24 protein-coding genes are annotated in these 19,234 nt (G+C 64.6%); 15 read left to right on the forward strand and 9 right to left on the reverse strand.

Annotation, left to right across the window (positions count from 1 at the left end):
- Window positions 1–64 precede the first annotated feature (64 nt).
- The 4 genes from POF53_RS16845 to POF53_RS16860 form a co-directional block, all read right to left on the reverse strand.
- Window positions 65–823 (reverse strand): collagen-like protein, encoded by a 759-nt coding sequence (locus POF53_RS16845; RefSeq protein ID WP_203647741.1) that lies wholly within the window; start codon window positions 821–823, stop codon window positions 65–67.
- Window positions 816–1,091 (reverse strand): DUF1145 domain-containing protein, encoded by a 276-nt coding sequence (locus tag POF53_RS16850; protein ID WP_050704046.1) that lies wholly within the window; start codon window positions 1,089–1,091, stop codon window positions 816–818. The genes POF53_RS16845 and POF53_RS16850 overlap by 8 nt, the downstream gene beginning before the upstream one ends.
- 94 nt (window positions 1,092–1,185) lie before the next feature.
- A complete protein-coding gene (locus POF53_RS16855; protein WP_203647742.1) occupies window positions 1,186–1,905 on the reverse strand; it encodes a PA1041 family peptidoglycan-binding anchor lipoprotein in 720 nt (239 codons plus the stop codon).
- A gap of 89 nt (window positions 1,906–1,994) precedes the next feature.
- On the reverse strand, window positions 1,995–2,687 hold the full coding sequence (locus tag POF53_RS16860) for a PA1041 family peptidoglycan-binding anchor lipoprotein (protein WP_110738786.1): 693 nt from the start codon (window positions 2,685–2,687) through the stop codon (window positions 1,995–1,997).
- Between the two features lie 160 nt (window positions 2,688–2,847).
- Between POF53_RS16860 and POF53_RS16865 the strand changes: the two genes are divergently transcribed.
- From POF53_RS16865 to POF53_RS16885, 5 genes are all read left to right on the forward strand, one after another.
- Window positions 2,848–3,342, forward strand: a complete 495-nt coding sequence (locus POF53_RS16865; RefSeq protein WP_498968624.1) for a DUF6231 family protein — start codon at window positions 2,848–2,850, stop codon at window positions 3,340–3,342.
- Between the two features lie 4 nt (window positions 3,343–3,346).
- The gene (locus POF53_RS16870; RefSeq protein ID WP_254464831.1) at window positions 3,347–3,823 is read left to right on the forward strand and encodes a YchJ family protein; all 477 of its coding nucleotides are present in this window, start codon (window positions 3,347–3,349) and stop codon (window positions 3,821–3,823) included.
- Window positions 3,824–3,825: 2 nt separating this feature from the next.
- Entirely contained in the window at window positions 3,826–4,302 is a 477-nt protein-coding gene (locus POF53_RS16875; protein WP_498968626.1) for an LEA/WHy family protein, read from the forward strand.
- 7 nt (window positions 4,303–4,309) lie between these two features.
- Window positions 4,310–4,513: an SEC-C metal-binding domain-containing protein gene (locus POF53_RS16880; protein WP_012313055.1), complete on the forward strand. Its 204-nt coding sequence runs from the start codon at window positions 4,310–4,312 to the stop codon at window positions 4,511–4,513.
- Between the two features lie 193 nt (window positions 4,514–4,706).
- Window positions 4,707–7,142, forward strand: coding sequence for a penicillin acylase family protein (locus tag POF53_RS16885; protein ID WP_498968629.1), 2,436 nt, complete (start codon window positions 4,707–4,709; stop codon window positions 7,140–7,142).
- Between the two features lie 80 nt (window positions 7,143–7,222).
- Here the strand turns inward: POF53_RS16885 and POF53_RS16890 are convergent, their stop codons facing one another.
- Complete coding sequence (locus POF53_RS16890) at window positions 7,223–7,648, reverse strand: type II toxin-antitoxin system HicB family antitoxin (RefSeq protein WP_203647746.1); 426 nt, start codon at window positions 7,646–7,648, stop codon at window positions 7,223–7,225.
- Window positions 7,649–7,874: 226 nt separating this feature from the next.
- On the opposite strand from POF53_RS16890, the gene POF53_RS16895 reads away from it, so the two are divergent.
- Window positions 7,875–8,990, forward strand: a complete 1,116-nt coding sequence (locus tag POF53_RS16895; RefSeq protein ID WP_203647747.1) for a succinylglutamate desuccinylase/aspartoacylase family protein — start codon at window positions 7,875–7,877, stop codon at window positions 8,988–8,990.
- 6 nt (window positions 8,991–8,996) lie between these two features.
- Here POF53_RS16895 and POF53_RS16900 read toward each other — a convergent pair whose 3' ends face one another.
- Both POF53_RS16900 and dcd read right to left on the reverse strand, forming a co-directional pair.
- Window positions 8,997–9,239 (reverse strand): hypothetical protein, encoded by a 243-nt coding sequence (locus tag POF53_RS16900; protein WP_203647748.1) that lies wholly within the window; start codon window positions 9,237–9,239, stop codon window positions 8,997–8,999.
- Window positions 9,240–9,336: 97 nt separating this feature from the next.
- On the reverse strand, window positions 9,337–9,903 hold the full coding sequence (gene dcd / locus POF53_RS16905; RefSeq protein WP_050704036.1) for a dCTP deaminase: 567 nt from the start codon (window positions 9,901–9,903) through the stop codon (window positions 9,337–9,339).
- Window positions 9,904–10,231: 328 nt separating this feature from the next.
- Here dcd and POF53_RS16910 point away from each other — a divergent pair, with 328 nt between their 5' ends.
- Entirely contained in the window at window positions 10,232–10,441 is a 210-nt protein-coding gene (locus tag POF53_RS16910) for a cold-shock protein (RefSeq protein ID WP_003254922.1), read from the forward strand.
- A gap of 219 nt (window positions 10,442–10,660) precedes the next feature.
- On the opposite strand, the gene apbC is transcribed toward POF53_RS16910, so the two are convergent.
- Window positions 10,661–11,755, reverse strand: a complete 1,095-nt coding sequence (apbC, locus tag POF53_RS16915) for an iron-sulfur cluster carrier protein ApbC (protein ID WP_203647749.1) — start codon at window positions 11,753–11,755, stop codon at window positions 10,661–10,663.
- A gap of 158 nt (window positions 11,756–11,913) precedes the next feature.
- On the opposite strand from apbC, the gene metG reads away from it, so the two are divergent.
- From metG to POF53_RS16950, 7 genes are all read left to right on the forward strand, one after another.
- The gene (gene metG, locus POF53_RS16920; RefSeq protein ID WP_254464835.1) at window positions 11,914–13,956 is read left to right on the forward strand and encodes a methionine--tRNA ligase; all 2,043 of its coding nucleotides are present in this window, start codon (window positions 11,914–11,916) and stop codon (window positions 13,954–13,956) included.
- An 89-nt stretch (window positions 13,957–14,045) separates the two neighbouring features.
- Window positions 14,046–14,594 (forward strand): Rnf-Nqr domain containing protein, encoded by a 549-nt coding sequence (locus POF53_RS16925; protein WP_232855806.1) that lies wholly within the window; start codon window positions 14,046–14,048, stop codon window positions 14,592–14,594.
- Between the two features lie 75 nt (window positions 14,595–14,669).
- Entirely contained in the window at window positions 14,670–15,644 is a 975-nt protein-coding gene (locus POF53_RS16930) for an RnfABCDGE type electron transport complex subunit D (RefSeq protein WP_498968634.1), read from the forward strand.
- Window positions 15,641–16,252 carry an RnfABCDGE type electron transport complex subunit G gene (locus POF53_RS16935; protein ID WP_254464838.1) on the forward strand — a complete coding sequence of 204 codons (612 nt, stop codon included), beginning with the start codon at window positions 15,641–15,643 and terminating at the stop codon, window positions 16,250–16,252. The genes POF53_RS16930 and POF53_RS16935 overlap by 4 nt, the downstream gene beginning before the upstream one ends.
- Window positions 16,249–16,773 carry an Rnf-Nqr domain containing protein gene (locus tag POF53_RS16940; RefSeq protein WP_498968636.1) on the forward strand — a complete coding sequence of 175 codons (525 nt, stop codon included), beginning with the start codon at window positions 16,249–16,251 and terminating at the stop codon, window positions 16,771–16,773. The genes POF53_RS16935 and POF53_RS16940 overlap by 4 nt, the downstream gene beginning before the upstream one ends.
- A 4-nt stretch (window positions 16,774–16,777) precedes the next feature.
- A complete protein-coding gene (gene nth / locus POF53_RS16945) occupies window positions 16,778–17,416 on the forward strand; it encodes an endonuclease III (protein ID WP_475860935.1) in 639 nt (212 codons plus the stop codon).
- Window positions 17,417–17,520: 104 nt separating this feature from the next.
- On the forward strand, window positions 17,521–17,697 hold the full coding sequence (locus tag POF53_RS16950; protein WP_475860934.1) for a PA3496 family putative envelope integrity protein: 177 nt from the start codon (window positions 17,521–17,523) through the stop codon (window positions 17,695–17,697).
- A 48-nt stretch (window positions 17,698–17,745) separates the two neighbouring features.
- Here the strand turns inward: POF53_RS16950 and POF53_RS16955 are convergent, their stop codons facing one another.
- Entirely contained in the window at window positions 17,746–18,372 is a 627-nt protein-coding gene (locus tag POF53_RS16955; protein WP_028690074.1) for a response regulator transcription factor, read from the reverse strand.
- Between the two features lie 367 nt (window positions 18,373–18,739).
- Here POF53_RS16955 and POF53_RS16960 point away from each other — a divergent pair, with 367 nt between their 5' ends.
- The gene (locus tag POF53_RS16960) at window positions 18,740–19,195 is read left to right on the forward strand and encodes a hypothetical protein (protein ID WP_232855801.1); all 456 of its coding nucleotides are present in this window, start codon (window positions 18,740–18,742) and stop codon (window positions 19,193–19,195) included.
- Window positions 19,196–19,234 lie beyond the last annotated feature (39 nt).

A 19,234-nucleotide genomic window follows, 5' to 3' on the forward strand; every position in this document is an offset into this window, starting at 1 on the left:
GCACATACAACTCTCAACACCAACCAAAACAACCAAACAACCAAACAACACTAACCCAGAAAACTCAAAGCCGCTGAAGAATCAACTCCCCCGAGCCCCCAGCCAACCCAGGCTGCCCGGCCTGCCCAGGCCGCCCATTCCCCCCAGCATCAGTCCGATAAACCAGACACCCCTTACTGGCCCCACCCAAACCAGCCTTCCCAGCAGCCCCCGCCTTCCCCGGCGCCCCACCATCAAGCCGCACCACAATCCGCTCCTGCGCAAACCCTTCAGGCACCGCCAGACGAACCCGCCCACCGGCAGCACCATCGTGCCCATTGCCACCATCATCACCATTGGCCCCCCGGCTGGCCTGCCCCCAGGTACACCCCCCGGGCTTGCCATTGGCCCCATCGAGCCCGACATACCCAGGCGCCCCAGCCCCACCCCGGGCATCGATCGACAGCCGATCCGCCTCCAGCGCCTGCAACCGCAGATCCAGGTTACGCCCCGGCCGCGCGGCACGTTCATAGGTCCCGGGCGCCCCGGGCGCGCTGAACTCGCTGCCTTCGCCCAGGTAGGCACTCAAAGCCTCGATACTCAGGTCCCGCTCGGCCGGCGCAATGGCGATCCGCGCATCACGCCCCAGCTCGAGCCGGTCGATCTTCAGTTCGGTAAGCGTGGCCGGCAGCAGCAACGTCGCCGAGTCGGCCACCCGCAACTGCTCCAGGTGCACGCTGGCCGCCTTGTTGGGCAGACGCAGCATCGAATGGGCGGCGACCTCCAGGCTTTCGGCCTGGACCAGGGGGCTGGCCAGTGCGGCCAGCAACATCAATTTACGCATGGCTCGACGCCTCCTGCGGACGGGGGATGGACATGACATGGAAGATACCGGTCAGCAGGATCTGCAGGCGGTCGAACCAGCGATGGCTGCGCCCGCGCAGGCTGCCATTGAAGAACAGCACCTCCAGCGCATGCAGCGACAGCAGGACGATACCCGCGGCATTGATCAGCAGATTGAGCGGCAACGGCTGCGGCATGAACAGGTTGAACAGCACCACGCCCCAGAACGCCACCGTCAGAGCCTTGCCCAGGCCCAGGATGAACTTCATGTCCGGCCCCCGATTGTTGTTATGTCGGCGCGGCCCGTTCGAGCGGACCGCGCCAACAACAGTAACCCTACTGCCGAGGTATGCGCCAGAGGGGTCAGTTCAGGTGCAGTTCCACCCGACGGTTGCGCGAGCGGCCCTCGTCGGTGTCGTTGTCGGCCACCGGCTCGCTCTCTCCGCGACCCTGGCTGGTCACCTTGTTCGGCGCCAGCCCCTGGCTGATCAGGTACTCGGCAACACCGCTGGCGCGGCGCTCGGACAAGCGCTGGTTGTAGGCGTCCGAACCCACGCTGTCGGTGAATCCGAGAACCTTGACACTGGCCACGCCGGGCTCGTTGAGCTTGGGCAACAAACCTTGCAGGCGCTGCTGGGCGCCCTGGGTCAGCTCGGCGGAGTCGAAGGCGAACAGCACCTGGCCCTGGTCATCGAGGGTGATCACCTCCGGGGTTGCCGCCGGCTCAGGTGGTGGCGCCGATGCCGGATACTGCGGCAACGGGCAGCCCATGTGATTGACCTGGGTGCCTGCCGGAGTATCCGGGCAGCGGTCGCGGCGGTCGAATACGCCATCGCCATCCTCGTCGCCATCCTGGGCATAGCAGATCAGGCCACCGGCAATCGCACCGGCAACACCGGCACCAGCCGCCCAGGTGGAACTCTCGATGGCGCCCAGGCCGCCGCCGACCAGTCCGCCAAGCAGGCTGCAGATGGGCCAGGTCCTTTGATTGAGGGGCGCGCTGCCATCGCTGTGGGTGGCGCAGCCTGTAAGCAGGCTTGTGGCCACCAGCAACGGCAGTGCCGCTTTCGACAAAACACGCATGGTGATTGCTCCTGTGTCACCGGCCGCTACCGGTCACACAGGAGTAAAGACGCGCCCGCGCCACTTCTCAAGGCGCGGGCGCACGGCACTCAACGCTGGATCTTGATCTCGGTGCGGCGGTTCATGGCACGGCCGTCGGCGGTGGCGTTATCGGCCACAGGCTGAGTCTCGCCAGCGCCCACCACCGAGACAAAGCTCGCACGCGGTACACCGCTTTCGACCAGGTAGTTGGTCACGGACTGGGCACGACGCTCGGACAGCTTCTGGTTGTAGCTGTCGGAACCGACACTGTCAGTGTGGCCGGAAACGCTCAGGCGGGCGCCCGGGGCTTCCTGCTTGAGGCGTGTCGCGATGGTGTTCAAGCGCTCCTTGTCAGTGGCGGTCAGGCGCGCCGAGTCGAACTCGAAACGCACGTCACGGATGACGATGACTTCTTCCTTCTGCACCACCACTTCCTCGACCACCGGCGCCGGCTCAGGCGGGCAACCGTTGGCATCGACCTGCACGCCTCGCGGGGTGCCAGGGCACTTGTCGCGGCTGTCCGGCACGCCATCGCCGTCCTCGTCGCCATCGCCGTGGGCCCAGCAATAGCCAGCCGCCAGGCCGCCACCGAGCAACGCGCCCCAGCCGGCCCAACTGGAGCTTTCGATCGCGCCCAGGGCCGCGCCGCCCACGCCCCCGACGGCAGCACACTTCGGCCAGTCGGTTTTTTGCAAACCTGCACAACCAGTCAACACACTGGTGAGCAGAACCAGGGGTATCGCTGTGCGTACTATGCTCATCTTGTTGCTTCTCCTAGGGGGAATCGGTGCATTACCGATGCTCTGGGAGTAAAGACCGGCGATTACCGCTCTGCCAGCAATAAGCCACGACGTGGCGACGCGCCTCTTTGCCCGATCGCCCAGGACCGCTAGTCTTGAGCGACCTGAACGAGGAATGGCAATGACCGAGGTTTTCTCACAACGCACGCCGCAGCAGGCCCTGGCCGCCCTGCTTGATCGCTTCACCCCGCGCCACCTGCTGCTGGTGGGCAGCCGCTTCCCGGCCCTGGAGGCCTTCAGCGCCGCCCATCCCGAGACCCGGATCGAGGTCGCCGCACCCGGCCCGCTTCCCGCCGAACAAGCATCCCGACGCTTCGATCTGGCGGTACTGGTCGACTGCCTGGAGCACCTGCCCAAGCGCACCGGCCTGGAGCTGCTGGGCGGCATCCGCAACCTCAATGCGAGCCGTGTCGCGGTGCTGGCGGACCTGAACGCCTGCGGCTGGCAGGACACCGACTTCTATTCGCTGGCGCTCTCGGCCAGCGAGAAATTCCAGCGCGACGAACAGGTGTTGAGCCTGTTCACCTATGATCTGCATGACTACAAGCAGGTCCCGGACTGGCTCAATGCGAAGTTCTGGGCCAACCCTGAAAACTTCGGCAAGTACTGGTGGTGACTGGATGAGTGTCTCGATCTGCCCCTGCGGCAGCGGCAACCTGCTCGACGCCTGCTGCGGGCATTATCACAGCGGCACCCCGGCGCCGGACGCCCAGGCCCTGATGCGTTCGCGCTACAGCGCTTACGTGCTGGGCCTGGTGGACTACCTGGTCGACACCACCCTGCCGGCCCAGCAGGCCGACCTTGATCGCACGGCCATGTCGGCGTGGAGCGCGCAGAGCACCTGGCTGGGGCTGGAGGTGGAAAGCGCCGAGGTACTGGGCGGGCAACCCGAACACGCCTTCGTCACCTTCACCGCGCGCTGGCACGACCTGGAAGGCGACCACCGGCACCGCGAGCGCTCGGCATTCGTCCAGCATGCCGGACGCTGGTACTTCATCGACCCGACCGTGGCGCTCAAGGCCGGTCGCAACGATCCCTGCCCCTGCGCCAGCGGGCAGAAGTTCAAGAAATGCTGCGCCAGTTACCTCGGTAGTTGAACATGCGCCCCCTGGCCCGCCTGCTCACACTTGGCCTGCTGCTGGGCTGGCTGGCGGGCTGCGCCAGCTGGGGCAGCGACACCTGGCGCGAGCCACAGCTGCACCTGCTTGAGGTGGAGCCTGTGAAGATGCGCCTGCATCAGCAGGAGTTTGTCCTGCACCTGCAGGTCGACAACCCCAACGACGACCGCCTGTTCATCCGCCACCTGGCCTACTCGGTGCGCCTGGGCGACCTGCTCCTGGCCGAGGACGAGGCAAGCCTGTGGCGTAGCGTCGGCGGCCAGGCCCGGCGCACCTTCAAGATCACCGTGCGTACCAACCTCTGGCAGCACCTCAAGCCCCTGGCGAAGCTGCTCAAGAGCGGCCAGCCACTGCAATACCAGCTGCGCGGCGAGCTGGCCACCGGGCTGATCGTCCATCGGGACCTGCACTTGTCGCAAAGGGGTGAGATAATCCCCGGCGATCTACAACCGGAGTAACCCCGCAATGACCCAGCAACCCCATGTCCATGGCCCCGACTGCAACCACGGTCACGACCATCACCACGACCACGACCATGGCCATGTGCACGGCCCGCACTGCAACCACGGCCACCAGGAGCCGGTGCGCAACGCCCTGAAGGACGTCGGCCGCAACGACCCTTGCCCGTGCGGCAGCGAGAAGAAATTCAAGAAGTGCCACGGCGCCTGATCGACGTCGACGCAGACCATTGCGGGTCAAGCGCGCTCCCCGGCAAATAGTCGTGGGAGCGGGCTTGACCCGCGATCTGCACGTACCAGCACTACCACTGGTAAATAAAGCTTCCCGGCACCTTGCACGGCGACTGCGCGCTCACTACCTTAGCGCCTTTCAGAACCCCGCCACGCCCTGCAGGAGCCTAGTCATGGCCGCCCCCGTCCTTCCGCCCTTCCCTCTCCGCCTCGGCAATGCTGCCGCGTTGCTTGGCCTGCTCGCGCTCGGCGGCTGCCAGATGGGTGGTCACCAGGACAGCGTACTGCCGACGACCGGCGTGCAACCGCTCAAGGGCCTGGCGCAGAACGTCTCGGTTCGGCGCAACGCGATGGGTGCGCCGCTGATCGAAAGCAGCAGCTTCCACGACGCGCTGTTCAGCCTGGGCTACCTGCATGCCGGGGATCGCATCGAGCAGATGGTCGCCATGCGCCTGCTGGCCCAGGGGCGCCTGGCCGAGCTGGCCGGGGCCGACGCCCTGGAGTTGGATCGCCTGATGCGCGCCGCCAACCTCAAGCAAAGCGCCGGCCAGCTCTATGCCGACGCCTCGCCGCGCCTGAAGCGCTTCTTCGAGGTGTACGCCCGCGGGGTCAACGCCTACCTGTTCCGCTACCGCGACAAGCTGCCGGGCGAGCTCGCCCGCAGCGGCTACCGCCCGGAATACTGGAAACCGGAGGACTCGGCGCTGATCTTCAGTCTCTACGCCTTCAGCCAGTCGGTGAACCTGCAGGAGGAACTGTCGGCCCTGACCCTGGCGCAGAAGGTCGGTGCCGACAAGCTCGCCTGGCTGCTGCCCGGCGCCCCCGACGAGCCACTGGCCGAAGGCGAGGTCGACAAACTCAAAGGCGTGAACCTGGCCAGCCAGCTGCCGGGGCTCGGCGCACTCACCGCCGCCGGGCAGCAACTGGCCGATCTCGGCCTGCTGGGCGCCCCCGGCTCGGCCAACCTGGCCCTGGCGCCCCAGCGTAGCCGCAGCGGCAATAGCCTGCTGGCCAGCGACAGCCGCGCCGCCTGGGCGCTGAGCCCGGTGCAGATCCACACCACCAAGTATCGGGTCGCCGGCCTGTCGCTGCCGGGCCTGCCGATCGTGCTGGCCGGCTACAACGGCAAGCTGGCCTGGAGCAGCAGCGCGGTGATGGCCGACAACCAGGACCTGTTCCTCGAGCAGGTACGCCGCCAGGGCAGCCAGCTGAGCTACCTCGCCGACGGCAAGTGGCAGCAGGCCCGCGCACGCAACGAAACCTTCTTCGTGCGCGGCCAGCGCCCGCAGCGCGAGGTGATGTACGACACCCGTCACGGCACCCTGCTGCCGGGCCATGGCAGCCTGGCCCTGGCCCTGCACCTGCCGCAGCTCAAGGAAGATCGCAGCCTCGACGCGCTGTTCGACCTGACCCGTGCGCAGAACATAGAACGCGCCTTCGACAGCACCCGCGAGGTCACTGCGGCGGCGCTGAACTTCGTGTTCGCCGAGCCGCAGCACATCGGCTGGCAGGTCAGTGGCCGCTACCCCAACCGCCGCGAAGGCCAGGGCCTGCTGCCCTCGCCGGGCTGGGACGGGCGCTATGACTGGGACGGCTACGCCGACGCGATGCTGCACCCCTACGACCAGGATCCGCCCGCCGGCTTCATCGGTCACGCCAACCAGCGCAGCCTGCCCAAGGGCTATGGCATGCAGCTGTCGAGCAGTTGGTACTACCCCGAACGCGCCGAGCGCATGGCCCAGCTGGCCGGCAACGGTCGTCACGACAGCCGCAGCCTGATGGCGCTGCAGAACGACCAGGTGACGCTGCTGGCCGACAAGCTCAAGCAGATGTTCGACGCCCCCGGCATGGCCCAGCCGCTCAAGCAGGCCATCGATGCCCTGCCCGCCGCGCAGCGCGACAAGGCCCGCGACGCCCTGGCCCGGCTCAAGGCCTTCGATGGCCGATTGAGCCAGGTGTCCGCCGATGCCGCGCTGTATGAACTGTTCCTGCAGGCGGTCACCCGGCAGACCTTCCTCGACGAGCTGGGCCCGGAATCCAGCCCGGCCTGGCAGGCCTTCGTCGGCAATGCCCAGCTGTCCTACTCCGCCCAGGTCGATCACCTGCTGGGTCGCGACGACAGTCCGTTCTGGGATGATCGCGGCACGCCGCAGAAAGAAGACAAGCCGACCATCCTCGCCCGCAGCCTGGCCGCCGCAGTAGATACCGGCACCGCCCAGCTCGGCGCCGATCGCCGCGCCTGGCAATGGGGCAAGCTGCACCAGTACCGCTGGCCGGCACCGGCCTACCACGGCCTGGGCGACAAGCTCGACCGCGCGCCCCTGGCGGCGGGCGGCGACTTCAGCACCCTGGCCCTGACGCCCTTTGCCTGGGGGAGCAACTTCGACACCCAGCTACCGGCCTCGGCGCGGATGATCGTCGACTTCGGCCAGGCAGAACCGCTGCAGGTACTGACCAGCAACGGCCAGTCCGGCAACCCGGTCAGCCGCCACTACAGCGACGGGCTCGATGCCTGGTTCAAGGGTCGCTTCACTAGCCTGCCGCTGCAACCACAGAACTTTGCCCGTGCCTATGGCAGCCAGCGGTTGACGCTGGTGCCTGGCAAATAAGTCCTATTGCGGCCCATCCGCGGTAGCCCTGGATGGACCGCAATAGAAGCTTCGCCAGGAGGTAAGCTCCCGGAGCCCTCTCAGGCAGCCACCACTGCAAGTTCGATGCGCTGCCCCAACACATGCAAGGCATGCTCGACCTGTTCGATCTTGGAGCGATGCAGCAGGTCGACCAGGCGATCCACCTGCGGTCGGTTAACGCCAAGCCGTCGGGCCATTTCAGTCTTGGTCACATTCTGGGCGATCATGGTGTTCCACAAGGCCGCCTTAGCTGCGGTCAGCGCCGGCAACCTGACAACGGCCTCGGCCGATTGCAATGACGTAGGCAACGGAATGGCGACCCGCCGCTCCACGTACAGTGAAAGCGCCGATTCCAGGCCATCCACGGCATCGAACAGCGCCTCATCGAGCGTATCCCCCGCACTGGCCATCTCGGGAATATCCGGGCAACTGATCCAGACACTGCCTGCATCACGGTGCACGTTCACCGGATAATCGAAATTCATTTAGTCACCTCGTTGCGTGGCCAATCGCGGACAACATATTTGTTGCGCATTACGATGAAGCCCCAGTAAACAACACCTGAAGGTTCAGCATTTCTTCATTTCAGGTAGTCCGTGTCTGTACCGTGCTCCTCGGTCCCGCGATCTGAATAGTGCGCCACTCCCGAAGTTATGCTTCTATCCTTGATCCCAGCCTTCGCCCTACAACGCTGACGACATCAGGACCACCATGCACCACTCGACCCACGACCTGCTCTCCCCTGTCCCGGGTATCGCCCGCCAGCTGCACAGCTTTCATTTCGGCCCGCGTGGCGCCGGCAAGGTGTACATCCAGGCCTCGCTGCACGCCGACGAGCTGCCGGGCATGCTGGTGGCCTGGCACTTGAAGCAGCGACTCGGGGAAATGGAGCAGCAGGGCCGGTTGCACAAGGAGATCATCCTGGTGCCGGTGGCCAACCCGGTGGGCCTGGAGCAGGTGCTGCTGGACGCGCCGCTGGGCCGTTTCGAACTGCAGAGCGGCGAGAACTTCAACCGCAGGTTCGTCGACCTGTCCGACAGCATTGGCGACCAGATCGAGGGGCACCTCACCCAGGATCCGGCGCACAATCTGGCGCTGATACGCGAATACCTGCGCCGGGGCCTGGATGCCCACCCCGCGCACACGCCGCTGCAGTCGCAGCGCCTGACCCTGCAACGCCTGGCCTGCGACGCCGACATGGTGCTCGACCTGCATTGCGACTTCGAGGCCGTCGAGCACCTGTACACCACGCCGGAGGCCTGGCCCCAGGTCGAGCCGCTGGCCCGTTACCTGGGCGTGCAGGCCAGCCTGCTGGCCACCGATTCGGGCGGACAGTCGTTCGATGAGTGTTTCAGCCTGGTGTGGTGGCAGCTGCAGCAGCGCTTCGGCAAACGCTTCCCGATCCCCCAGGGCAGTTTCTCGGTGACCATCGAGCTGCGCGGCCAGGCCGATGTCAGCCACCCGCTGGCGACCCGGGACTGCCAGGCGATCCTCGACTTCCTTACCCATGCCGGGGTCATCGAGGGCCAGCCGGCGCCGTTGCCCGCATTGGTTCACCCGGCAACGCCGCTGGCGGCGGTTGAGCCGGTCATGACGCCGCTCGGCGGGCTGCTGGTGTTCCACGCCGCGCCCGGCCAGTACCTGCAAGCCGGTGAGCTGATCGCTGAGGTCATCGACCCGCTCAACGACCGGGTCACGCCCCTGCGCAATACCCAGGCCGGGCTGCTCTATGCGCGCAGCATCCGGCGCATGGCCACGGCGGGCATGGTGGTTGCCCATGTGGCCGGCGAGCAGGTCTGTCGCAGCGGCTACCTGCTGGGCAACTGAGAAAAATCAGGCCACCGGGGCTGGAGGCGGCTCATCGGGCAGGGTCGGCTCGCCCGGCTCCATCGGCGGGTGCTCGCCAGGTTCCGGCGGTTGCGGCGTATCGGGATCGGGCTGGTGCGGCACGCCACCGGCCTGCATCGGCAGCGGTGTGTGGATCGGCGGGTGGGCCATCAGCGACCAGGCCAGCAATCCGATCTGGTTCGGCTGCAGGACGGCCAGCTTGGCACTGATTGAGGGGTCGAGTTTCATCGGCGGCTCCTGACGAGGCCCGGCGCACGGCATGCGCGCCGAAACTGTATTCTCGTTGGAGTGCCGGGCGCGGAAACAATTCCCGCGCTTTGTCGGCTCAGGTGCGTGGCAGGGTAACGCCGCGCTGGCCCTGGTACTTGCCGCCACGATCCTTGTACGAGACTTCACATGCCTCGTCGGACTGCAGGAACAGCATCTGTGCCACGCCTTCGTTGGCGTAGATCTTCGCCGGCAGCGTCGTGGTGTTGGAGAACTCCAGGGTCACATGGCCTTCCCACTCGGGCTCGAGCGGCGTGACATTGACGATGATGCCGCAACGGGCATAGGTGCTCTTGCCCAGGCAGATGGTCAGCACGTCACGTGGGATGCGGAAGTACTCGACGGTGCGGGCCAGGGCGAAGGAGTTCGGCGGGATGATGCACACGTCACTCTTGATGTCGACGAAGCTGCCGGCATCGAAGTTCTTCGGATCGACGGTGGCCGAGTTGATGTTGGTGAAAACCTTGAATTCGTCGGCACAGCGCACGTCGTAGCCGTAGCTGGAGACACCGAAGGAAATGACCCGGCTGTCCTGCTCGCCGCGCACCTGGCGCTCGACGAACGGTTCGATCATGCCGTGTTCCTGCGCCATGCGGCGAATCCACTTGTCCGATTTGATGCTCATGGCGGGGTGTCCTGAAGAGTGCGGGGTAAAAAACGAGAGGTGCATCTTACCGGTCCCGGCGCCCGGGTTAAAGTTTCCTCGCCCTATCCCGCGCCGGACGGGGCCTGCACCGGCCGTCGATCCGAATTTCATCAAAGCGCTTCTTGGCCATTGGCAGGTTGTGGAAAGTGGGTTAAGGTGGCGCCACTGTGCTGCACGTGACACCGAGAATCTCTAGTTTGATGCACGATCCTGATCGGCCCATCGCTGAATTTTCTGCTCTCTTTGCGCTCAGTCCCGGTCAGGGTGTTTCCTGACCGTTATCAACTTTGTCCAAGGAGACAGAAAAATGTCCAACCGTCAATCCGGTGTTGTCAAGTGGTTCAACGATGAGAAGGGCTACGGCTTCATCACCCCTCAGTCGGGCGACGACCTGTTCGTGCACTTCAAAGCCATCCAAGCTGACGGCTTCAAAACCCTGAAAGAAGGCCAGGCTGTTACTTTCGTCGCTACCCGCGGCCAGAAAGGCATGCAGGCTGAAGAAGTTCAGATCGCCTAAGTCGATCTCGCTTCCTCGCTTTCAAAAAAAACCCGCCATTGGCGGGTTTTTTTGTGCCTGAACAAAACAGAGGCTGGATTTGCGCATTTCCCTGTAGGAGCGGCCTTGTGCCGCGAAAGGGCCGCAGATAGCGTCCCCGGCAATATCTGCTTGATACACAGATTCTGGGGGCGCTTCGCCCCCTTTTCGCGGCACAAGGCAGCTCCTACAGGTAACGCGTCAGTCTTCGCTGATGGTAATGCTCGGCATCGCTGGCGCCGCCGCTTCCTGCAGCACGATCCGCGCCCCCACCTGCCGCGCCAGCTCCTGGTAGACCATGGCGATCTGGCTTTCCGGCTCGGCGATGGCGGTCGGCTTGCCGCTGTCGGCCTGTTCGCGAATCAGCATCGACAACGGCAGCGAGGCCAGCAGCTCGACACCGTACTGCGCCGCCAGCTTCTCGCCACCGCCTTCGCCGAACAGGTGCTCGGCATGGCCGCAGTTGGAGCAGATATGCACCGCCATGTTCTCGACCACGCCCAGCACCGGGATGTTGACCTTGCGGAACATCTCCACGCCTTTCTTCGCGTCCAGCAACGCCAGGTCCTGGGGCGTGGTGACGATCACCGAGCCTGCCACCGGCACCTTCTGCGCCAGGGTCAGCTGGATGTCGCCGGTGCCCGGCGGCATATCGATCACCAAGTAGTCGAGGTCGTCCCAGGCGGTCTGGGTCACCAGTTGCAGCAATGCGCCCGAGACCATCGGGCCACGCCAGACCATCGGCGTGTTGTCGTCGGTGAGAAACGCCATGGACATGACCTCGACCCCATGGGCCTTGATCGGCACGAACCACTTCTGCTCGCGCACCTGCGGGCGGGTGCCTTCGGCGATGCCGAACATCACCCCCTGGCTCGGGCCATAGATGTCGGCATCGAGAATGCCCACCCTGGCACCTTCGCGGGCCAGGGCCAAGGCCAGGTTGGCGGCGGTGGTCGACTTGCCGACCCCGCCCTTGCCCGAGGCCACGGCGACGATGTTCTTCACGTTGGCCATCGCCGGCACCTGGGCCTGGGCCTTGTGAGTGGCGATCACGCAGTCGATGCTGACGCTGGCCGAAGTGACGCCATCAAGGTTGCCGATGGCGGTCTGCAGCACCTGCGCCCAGCCGCCCTTGAACAGGCCGGCGGCATACCCCAGCTGCAACTGCACGCTGACCTGCCCGCCCTGGATGTCGATGGCGCGCACGCAACCGGCGCTGACCGGATCCTGGTTCAGGTAGGGGTCGGTGTACTGGCGAAGCACGCCTTCGACGGCGGCACGGGTAACGGCACTCATGGAGGCTCCCATTGGCAAACTGGATACGGAACAGGCGCCTATGCTAACCCGTCAATCGTCAGCAGATGCGTCCTTGGGGTGAAATAAATTCGCCAGCCCTTTATAGTGGCCGATCACCCTCATTTTTACCCCGTAGCCAGATAAGTAGCCGAGCCACCATGTCCGAGCCACGTCAGATTCTCGTCACCAGCGCCCTGCCCTATGCCAATGGATCGATCCACCTTGGCCATATGCTGGAGTACATCCAGACGGACATGTGGGTGCGCTTCCAGAAGCTGCGCGGCAACCAGTGCATCTATGTCTGCGCCGACGACGCCCACGGTTCGGCCATCATGCTGCGCGCGGAAAAGGAAGGCATCACGCCGGAGCAGCTGATCGCCAACGTCCAGGCCGAGCACAGCGCCGACTTCGCCGACTTCCTGGTCGATTTCGACAACTACCACTCCACGCACAGCGAGGAGAACCGCGCACTGTCGAGCCTGATCTACACTCGCCTGCGCGACGCCGGGTACATCGCCACCCGTTCGGTCACCCAGTATTTCGATCCCGAGAAGGGCATGTTCCTCGCCGACCGTTTCATCAAGGGCACCTGCCCCAAGTGCGCGGCTGAGGACCAGTACGGCGACAACTGCGAGAAATGCGGCGCCACCTACGCCCCGACCGAACTGAAGAACCCCAAGTCGGCGATCTCCGGCGCCACCCCGGTGCTGCGCGACTCGCAGCATTTCTTCTTCAAGCTGCCTGACTTCCAGGCCATGCTGCAGCAGTGGACCCGCAGCGGCACCCTGCAGGACGCGGTGGCCAACAAGCTCGCCGAATGGCTGGACTCGGGCCTGCAGGAGTGGGATATCTCCCGTGACGCGCCGTACTTCGGCTTCGAGATCCCGGGCGAACCGGGCAAGTATTTCTACGTCTGGCTGGACGCGCCGATCGGCTACATGGCCAGCTTCAAGAACCTCTGCGACCGCCGTCCGGAGCTGGACTTCGACGCGTTCTGGAACGAAGGCTCCAAGGCCGAGCTGTACCACTTCATCGGCAAGGACATCGTCAACTTCCACGCCCTGTTCTGGCCGGCCATGCTCGAAGGCGCGGGCCTGCGCAAGCCGACCGCGGTCAACGTGCACGGCTACCTGACCGTCAACGGCGCGAAGATGTCGAAATCGCGCGGCACCTTCATCAAGGCGCGCACCTACCTCGACCACCTGCAGCCGGAATACCTGCGCTACTACTACGCCGCCAAGCTGGGTCGCGGCGTCGACGACCTCGACCTGAACCTCGAGGACTTCGTGCAGAAGGTCAACTCCGACCTGGTCGGCAAGGTGGTCAACATCGCCAGCCGCTGCGCCGGCTTCATCCACAAGGGCAACGACGGTGTGATGGTTGCCGGCGATGCCGCGCCCGAGCTGACCGAGGCCTTCCTCGCCGCCGCGCCGTCGATCGCCGAGGCCTATGAGGCTCGCGACTTCGGCCGCGCCATGCGCGAGATCATGGCCCTGGCCGACCGCGCCAACGCCTGGATCGCCGACAAGGCGCCGTGGTCGCTGGCCAAACAGGAAGGCAAGCAGGATGAAGTGCAGGCCATCTGCGCCCAGGGCGTCAACCTGTTCCGCCAGCTGGTGATCTTCCTCAAGCCGGTACTGCCACTGCTGGCAGCCGACGCCGAGGCGTTCCTCAACGTCGCCCCGCTGACCTGGAACGACCACCTGTCGCGCCTGGAAAACCACCAGCTCAACCCGTTCAAGGCCCTGATGAGCCGCATCGAGCCGGCCAAGGTCGAAGCCATGGTCGCCGCCAGCAAGGAAGACCTGCTGGCCGCCGAAGCCAAGGCTGCTCCGGCGGGCAATGGCGAACTGGCCAAGGACCCGCTGTCGGCCGAGATCGAGTTCGATACCTTCGCTGCAGTCGACCTGCGCGTGGCGCTGATCGTCAAGGCCGAAGCCGTGCCCGGCGCCGACAAGCTGCTGCAGCTGACCCTGGACATCGGTGACGAGCGCCGCAATGTGTTCTCGGGCATCAAGTCGGCCTACCCGGATCCTTCCCAGCTGGAAGGCCGCCTGACCATGATGGTGGCCAATCTCAAGCCGCGGAAGATGCGTTTCGGCGTTTCCGAAGGCATGGTCATGGCCGCCGGCCCCGGCGGTGAAGAGATATACCTGCTCAGCCCCGACAGCGGCGCCAAGCCAGGCCAGCGTATCAAGTAAGCCCTCCTGCCCCGGCCAATTGGCCGGGGCAGTTGCATCTGCCGCCCGCTACCCGATAATGATGGCACCCTCCGGCTTTCGACATCGCCATGAGTGACTACGTCCTGATCCTGGTCAGCGCCGCGCTGGTCAATCACCTGGTCCTGCAGGCCGAGCCGGTCGAGCGTGCGCGCCTGCATGCATTGGGTCTGTGTTCGGCCCTGTTGATCCTCGTCGCACTACCTGTCGGCGTCTGGCTACACCGGCAATTTTTCCTGCCCATGGGGTTGCAGGACCTGCAATTGTTCATCTTCCTGCCCTTGCTGGCGGCATTGGCCTGGACACTGCCAAACCTGCTCCGACATTTTCGGCCAGGCTGGCCCCTGCACGATCTGCAACCTCTGCTGAGCGCAAACGCCGTGGTGCTAGGCTTGCTGTTACAGCTTGCCAACGGCGCCGTCGACGGCTGGGGTATTCTGGCGTGGGCCACTGTCGGCGCGCTGGGATTCTGGCTGGCCCTGGCGCTGTATGCCGACCTTGACGCCCGCTGCCGCCATGCCGAGATGCCCGCAGCCCTGCGCGGCCTGCCCGTCCAGCTGATCGGGGCTGGGGTGATGGCCATGGCGTTTTCTGGACTCAACGGACTCTTCACCCAATGAGCCCGGCTCCACGCATCGCCCTGCCCCTGGCAACGGAAGCCATCGCTGTGCAACACCTCGAGGACCTGTAAAGCCATGCCGACCACTGATCCGCGCCTGCGCAGCACCATGCAGCTGGTTCTGCTGGCCTGCGCCCCTGGCCTGCTGGTGCTGTTCTGGCTGCATGGCTGGGGCGTGCTGATCAACCTGCTGTTGAGCGGTTGCGCGGCGCTGGCTACCGAGGCTGTGCTATTGCGCTGGCGGAGAATGCCGGTCGCCTGCGCCCTTGGCGACGGCAGTGCACTGGTCACCGCCGCGCTGCTGGCCGCAGCCCTGCCCAGCCTGGCGCCCTGGTGGCTGCCCGTGACGGCGGCCTGCGTCGCCATCGGCCTGGGGAAACAAGCTTTTGGCGGGGTCGGGCGCAACCTGTTCAACCCTGCCATGGTCGGCTATGCGTTCGTCCTGTTGAGCTTCCCGCTACAGATGAACCACTGGCCCGGTCAGGCACCTGGGCTCGTGGAAAGCCTTGGCCTGAGCTTGGGCGCCAGCGAACGGATCGACGCGTGGGCCAGCCCCACGGTGCTCGATGTGCTGCGCCACAACCGCAGCCTGACCATAGACGAACTGTTCGCCAACCACCTGGCGTTCGGCCATCTGGGCGGGCGTGGTAGCGAGTGGGTCAACCTCGCCTTCCTGCTCGGCGGGTTATTCCTGCTGCAGCGCAAGGTCTTCGGCTGGCAGGCCCCCGTCGGTCTGCTTGGCGCCTTGTTCCTGTCCGCCCTGCTGGGCTGGAATGGCGCAGGCTCCGATTCCAACGGCTCGCCACTGCTGCACCTGCTGTCCGGCTCGACCATGCTTGCCGCGTTCTTCATCGCCACCGAACCCGTGTCCGGCTGCAAGCAACCACTGGCCCGCCTGCTGTTCGGTATCGGCACCGGCCTGCTGATCTACCTGATCCGCACCTGGGGCAGCTTCGCCGATGGCACGGCGTTCGCCGTCCTGCTGATGAACCTCGCCGTCCCCACCCTTGATCGCTGGGCGGAACGCCGCCAGCAACGGGCCTGTCCATGACCGCCCGCTGGCACAGTGCCGCAGCGCTGCTCCTGGTGGCAGGGCTGGCGATTGCCGCGACGCTGGCCTGGCACCGCTTCACCGCCGGGCCGATTGCCGAGGCTTCGCGCCAATGGCAGGAACAGCAGTGGCTCAAGGTGCTGCCGCCGGGCAGCTACGACAACCGGCCATTGCAAACACCCGTGGCCCTCGAGGATCCCAGCCTGAGCCATAGCCATCTGCTGGCCGGCTACCGCGCCAGCCTGGCGGGCGTCACCAGCGCTATCCTGCTGCACAGCAGCGTCCAAGGCTATGGCGGTGCCATCGAACTGGTGATCGCCATCGCCCCCCAGGGCCGCCTGGTGGGCGTGCGCGTGCTCGAACAGCAGGAAAGCCCCGGCCTTGGCGATCAACTGGTCGACCCGGCGCGCCATTGGCTGGACCAGTTCATCGGCCGGACACTGCGCGATACGCCCGAGCAGGCCTGGGCAATCAAACGTGACCAGGGTGCGTTCGACCAGCTGGCCGGGGCGACGGTAACCTCGCGGGCAGTCATCGAGGCGATCCAGGATGCACTGCGCTATTTTGACCAGCATCGTCCCGCATTGCTCGGTGAGACGCCTCCATGAACCGTTTCTGGCTCCTGCCAATCAGCCTGGCGCCATTGCTCGGCGCGACCAGCACCATCGTCCAGGCGCTTGCGATCAGCCTTTGCACAATACTGCTGGTGGGCCTGCACCAGGCGTTGATGACTCCTCTGCGCCGTCACCTGGAACAAGCCCCCCGCCTGTGGATGAGCATAGTACTTGCCGCCGCCTTGGCGACCTGCCTGCACCTCGGCCTGCAAGCCTGGGCAATGCCCCTGACCCAGCAGCTTGGCCTCTACCCACTGCTGCTGGCCTTGCCCTGCCTCGCCAGCGAGCAACTGCCAGCACAGCCTGGCCGATATCGCCACCTGGGGCTCGGACTGCTCGGCTTACTGGCGGCCGGGCTGGCCCTGGGCATCTGCCGCCAACTCCTGGCCGAAGGTCTCGGCCTGCACCTCGCCGCACTGGCTCCCGGCGCGCTGATACTGCTCGGCTTGCTGCTGGGCCTGTACAATCACCTGCGCCCATCGAATACCGCCTCACGCCGTCAAGGAACCCGTTGACCCCATGAATGCCGCCAAACGCCTGGAGATCTTTCGCAGGCTGCATGAAGACAATCCCGAACCCAAGACCGAACTGGCCTACTCCACCCCTTTCGAACTGCTGATCGCCGTGATTCTCTCGGCCCAGTCGACGGATGTCGGCGTCAACAAGGCCACCGCCCGCCTGTTCCCGGTCGCCAATACCCCGCAAGCCATCCACGCCCTGGGCGTCGACGGCCTGAGCGAGTACATCAAGACCATCGGCCTGTACAACAGCAAGGCCAAGAACGTCATCGAAACCTGCCGCCTGCTGGTCGAGCAGCACGCCGGCGAAGTCCCGCAGACCCGCGAGGCCCTCGAAGCCCTGCCCGGCGTCGGCCGCAAGACCGCCAACGTGGTGCTCAACACTGCCTTTCGCCAGCTCACCATGGCCGTTGACACGCATATCTTCCGGGTCAGCAACCGCACAGGTATCGCACCGGGCAAGACCGTGCTGGAGGTGGAGAAGAAGCTGCTCAAGTTCGTCCCCAGGGACTATCTGCTCGATTCCCACCACTGGTTGATCCTGCATGGCCGTTACGTCTGCCAGGCCCGAAAACCGCGCTGTGGCAGTTGCCGGATCGAAGACCTGTGCGAATACAAGTACAAGACCTCCGACGATTGAGGCAATAGCTGAAACCTGCGCGAGGCAATTGAAAAAATCTTTTTTACCCGCTCTGCGATTCCCGTTATAAGGACGGCCAATGGCCCTTTGGCTTGGAGTGACGCATGAGCACCGATAAAGAAGAGCTGGTGATCGACGACGATTTCCAGAGTGCGGACGACGATGTGGAGCCGCAGGCCGAACCGGCCAAGACCAACCTGAGCAAACGCCGCACCATCGACAACATGCTCGAGGAACGACGCCTGAAGAAGCAACTGGCCGACTTCGACTACGACCTATAGAACAATCACGCAAAAGCCTCCCCAGTGGAGGCTTTTTCAATGATGCTGTCAGGCCAGCCCATGGCGCTGGGCGAGCTCGATCAGGTCCACCAGCGAGCGGGCATTCAGCTTGAGCAGCAGGCGCGTCTTGTAGGTACTGACCGTCTTGTTGCTGAGGAACATGCTGTCGGCGATCTCCTTGTTGCTCTTGCCCCGGGCAAGCTGCTGCAACACCATCATCTCCCGCCCGGAAAGCCGCTCGACCATCTCCATCTCCGTGGCGCCGCTCACCCCCGAGCGTCCCTTGTGCAGCGCCTGGTTGGGGAAGTAGCTGTAGCCGGACAGCACGGCCTTGATCGCGCTGAGCAGTTCGGTCAGCTCCTGCTGCTTGCACACATAACCCGCCGCCCCCGCCTGCATGCAGCGCATCGAGAAGTGCCCCGGAGCCTGAGAGGTCAGCACCAGCACCTTGGTCCCGGGACTTGCCAGGGTCATCCGGGCAATCACTTCAAGCCCATCCAGTTTGGGGATCCCGATATCCAGAATGACAATGTCCGGCAGATACTCCCGCGTCAGTTGCAAGGCATCCACACCATTGTCGCTCTCCGCCACTACCTCGTAGCCATGCCGTTCCATCAGCATGCGTACGGCCAGGCGAATGACCGGGTGATCATCCACGATCAGCACTTTATTCATGCGATTCCCATTGATACGTTATTTTTAGTTCGATAGACCACCACACCCGAGCATAACGATTATTTATGCAGCGGTTTCCCTGGCAAATTCACCGAAAGAAGTGGACTACTGTTAATAGAGATTCTTCCTACAAGCAGCTAATTAACAAAATGTAATAGATGCATGTTCGTCGCCCCCAAAAAGTAACAGTCGGCAGAATTGGATCCAAGTGCCGCCAGGTGACACTTCATGCAGGAAATTTCGACTGTACAGACTGGATAAAAAGCGCTGCCGTAGCCTGTGGCATCACCCGGCAGGGAAATGATCCACGCTTATCGCATTCGGAAAAACGAGCTACTGATGGGCAAAGCATGGCCAGGCACTCATCATGAATCGCGACCCTATCAGTCCGTTGACCCTTATCGCTGTATTTGCCGGTGTGATCGAGGCGTCCGCCCTGGCCTCGCTGCCGTTTCTCAGCGACGACAGCCAGATTGTCTACACCTGGTTTCTGGTGGGGTTTCCGTTCTTCCTTACCGTGCTGTTCTTCCTTACGCTCAACTTCAACAACGGCTCGCTGTTTGCCCCGGACAGACGCGCCACGGGGGCGGACAGGCCGCCTCGCCCACCTGCCGCACGGGACAAAGGGGCGATGATCATCGCCATCTCCGGCGCCGACAGTCGAAAGCTCATCGAAAACCATGTGCAGCGGATGATCGAGCGTCCCCACGGCCAACAGCGGCGCTGGATCCTGTACAACCTCGATACGCGAACCTGCATCCACCTGTCGGTATCGCCGATGCAGGAAGGCGAGGCCCCGCCTCCCCCTGAATCCCGGGCATGAAAAAACCCGGCCGAGGCCGGGTTTTTCGGGCACGCCAAA

The organism is Mitsuaria sp. RG (assembly GCF_028369275.1).
GTDB classification, from domain to species: domain Bacteria; phylum Pseudomonadota; class Gammaproteobacteria; order Pseudomonadales; family Pseudomonadaceae; genus Aquipseudomonas; species Aquipseudomonas peradeniyensis.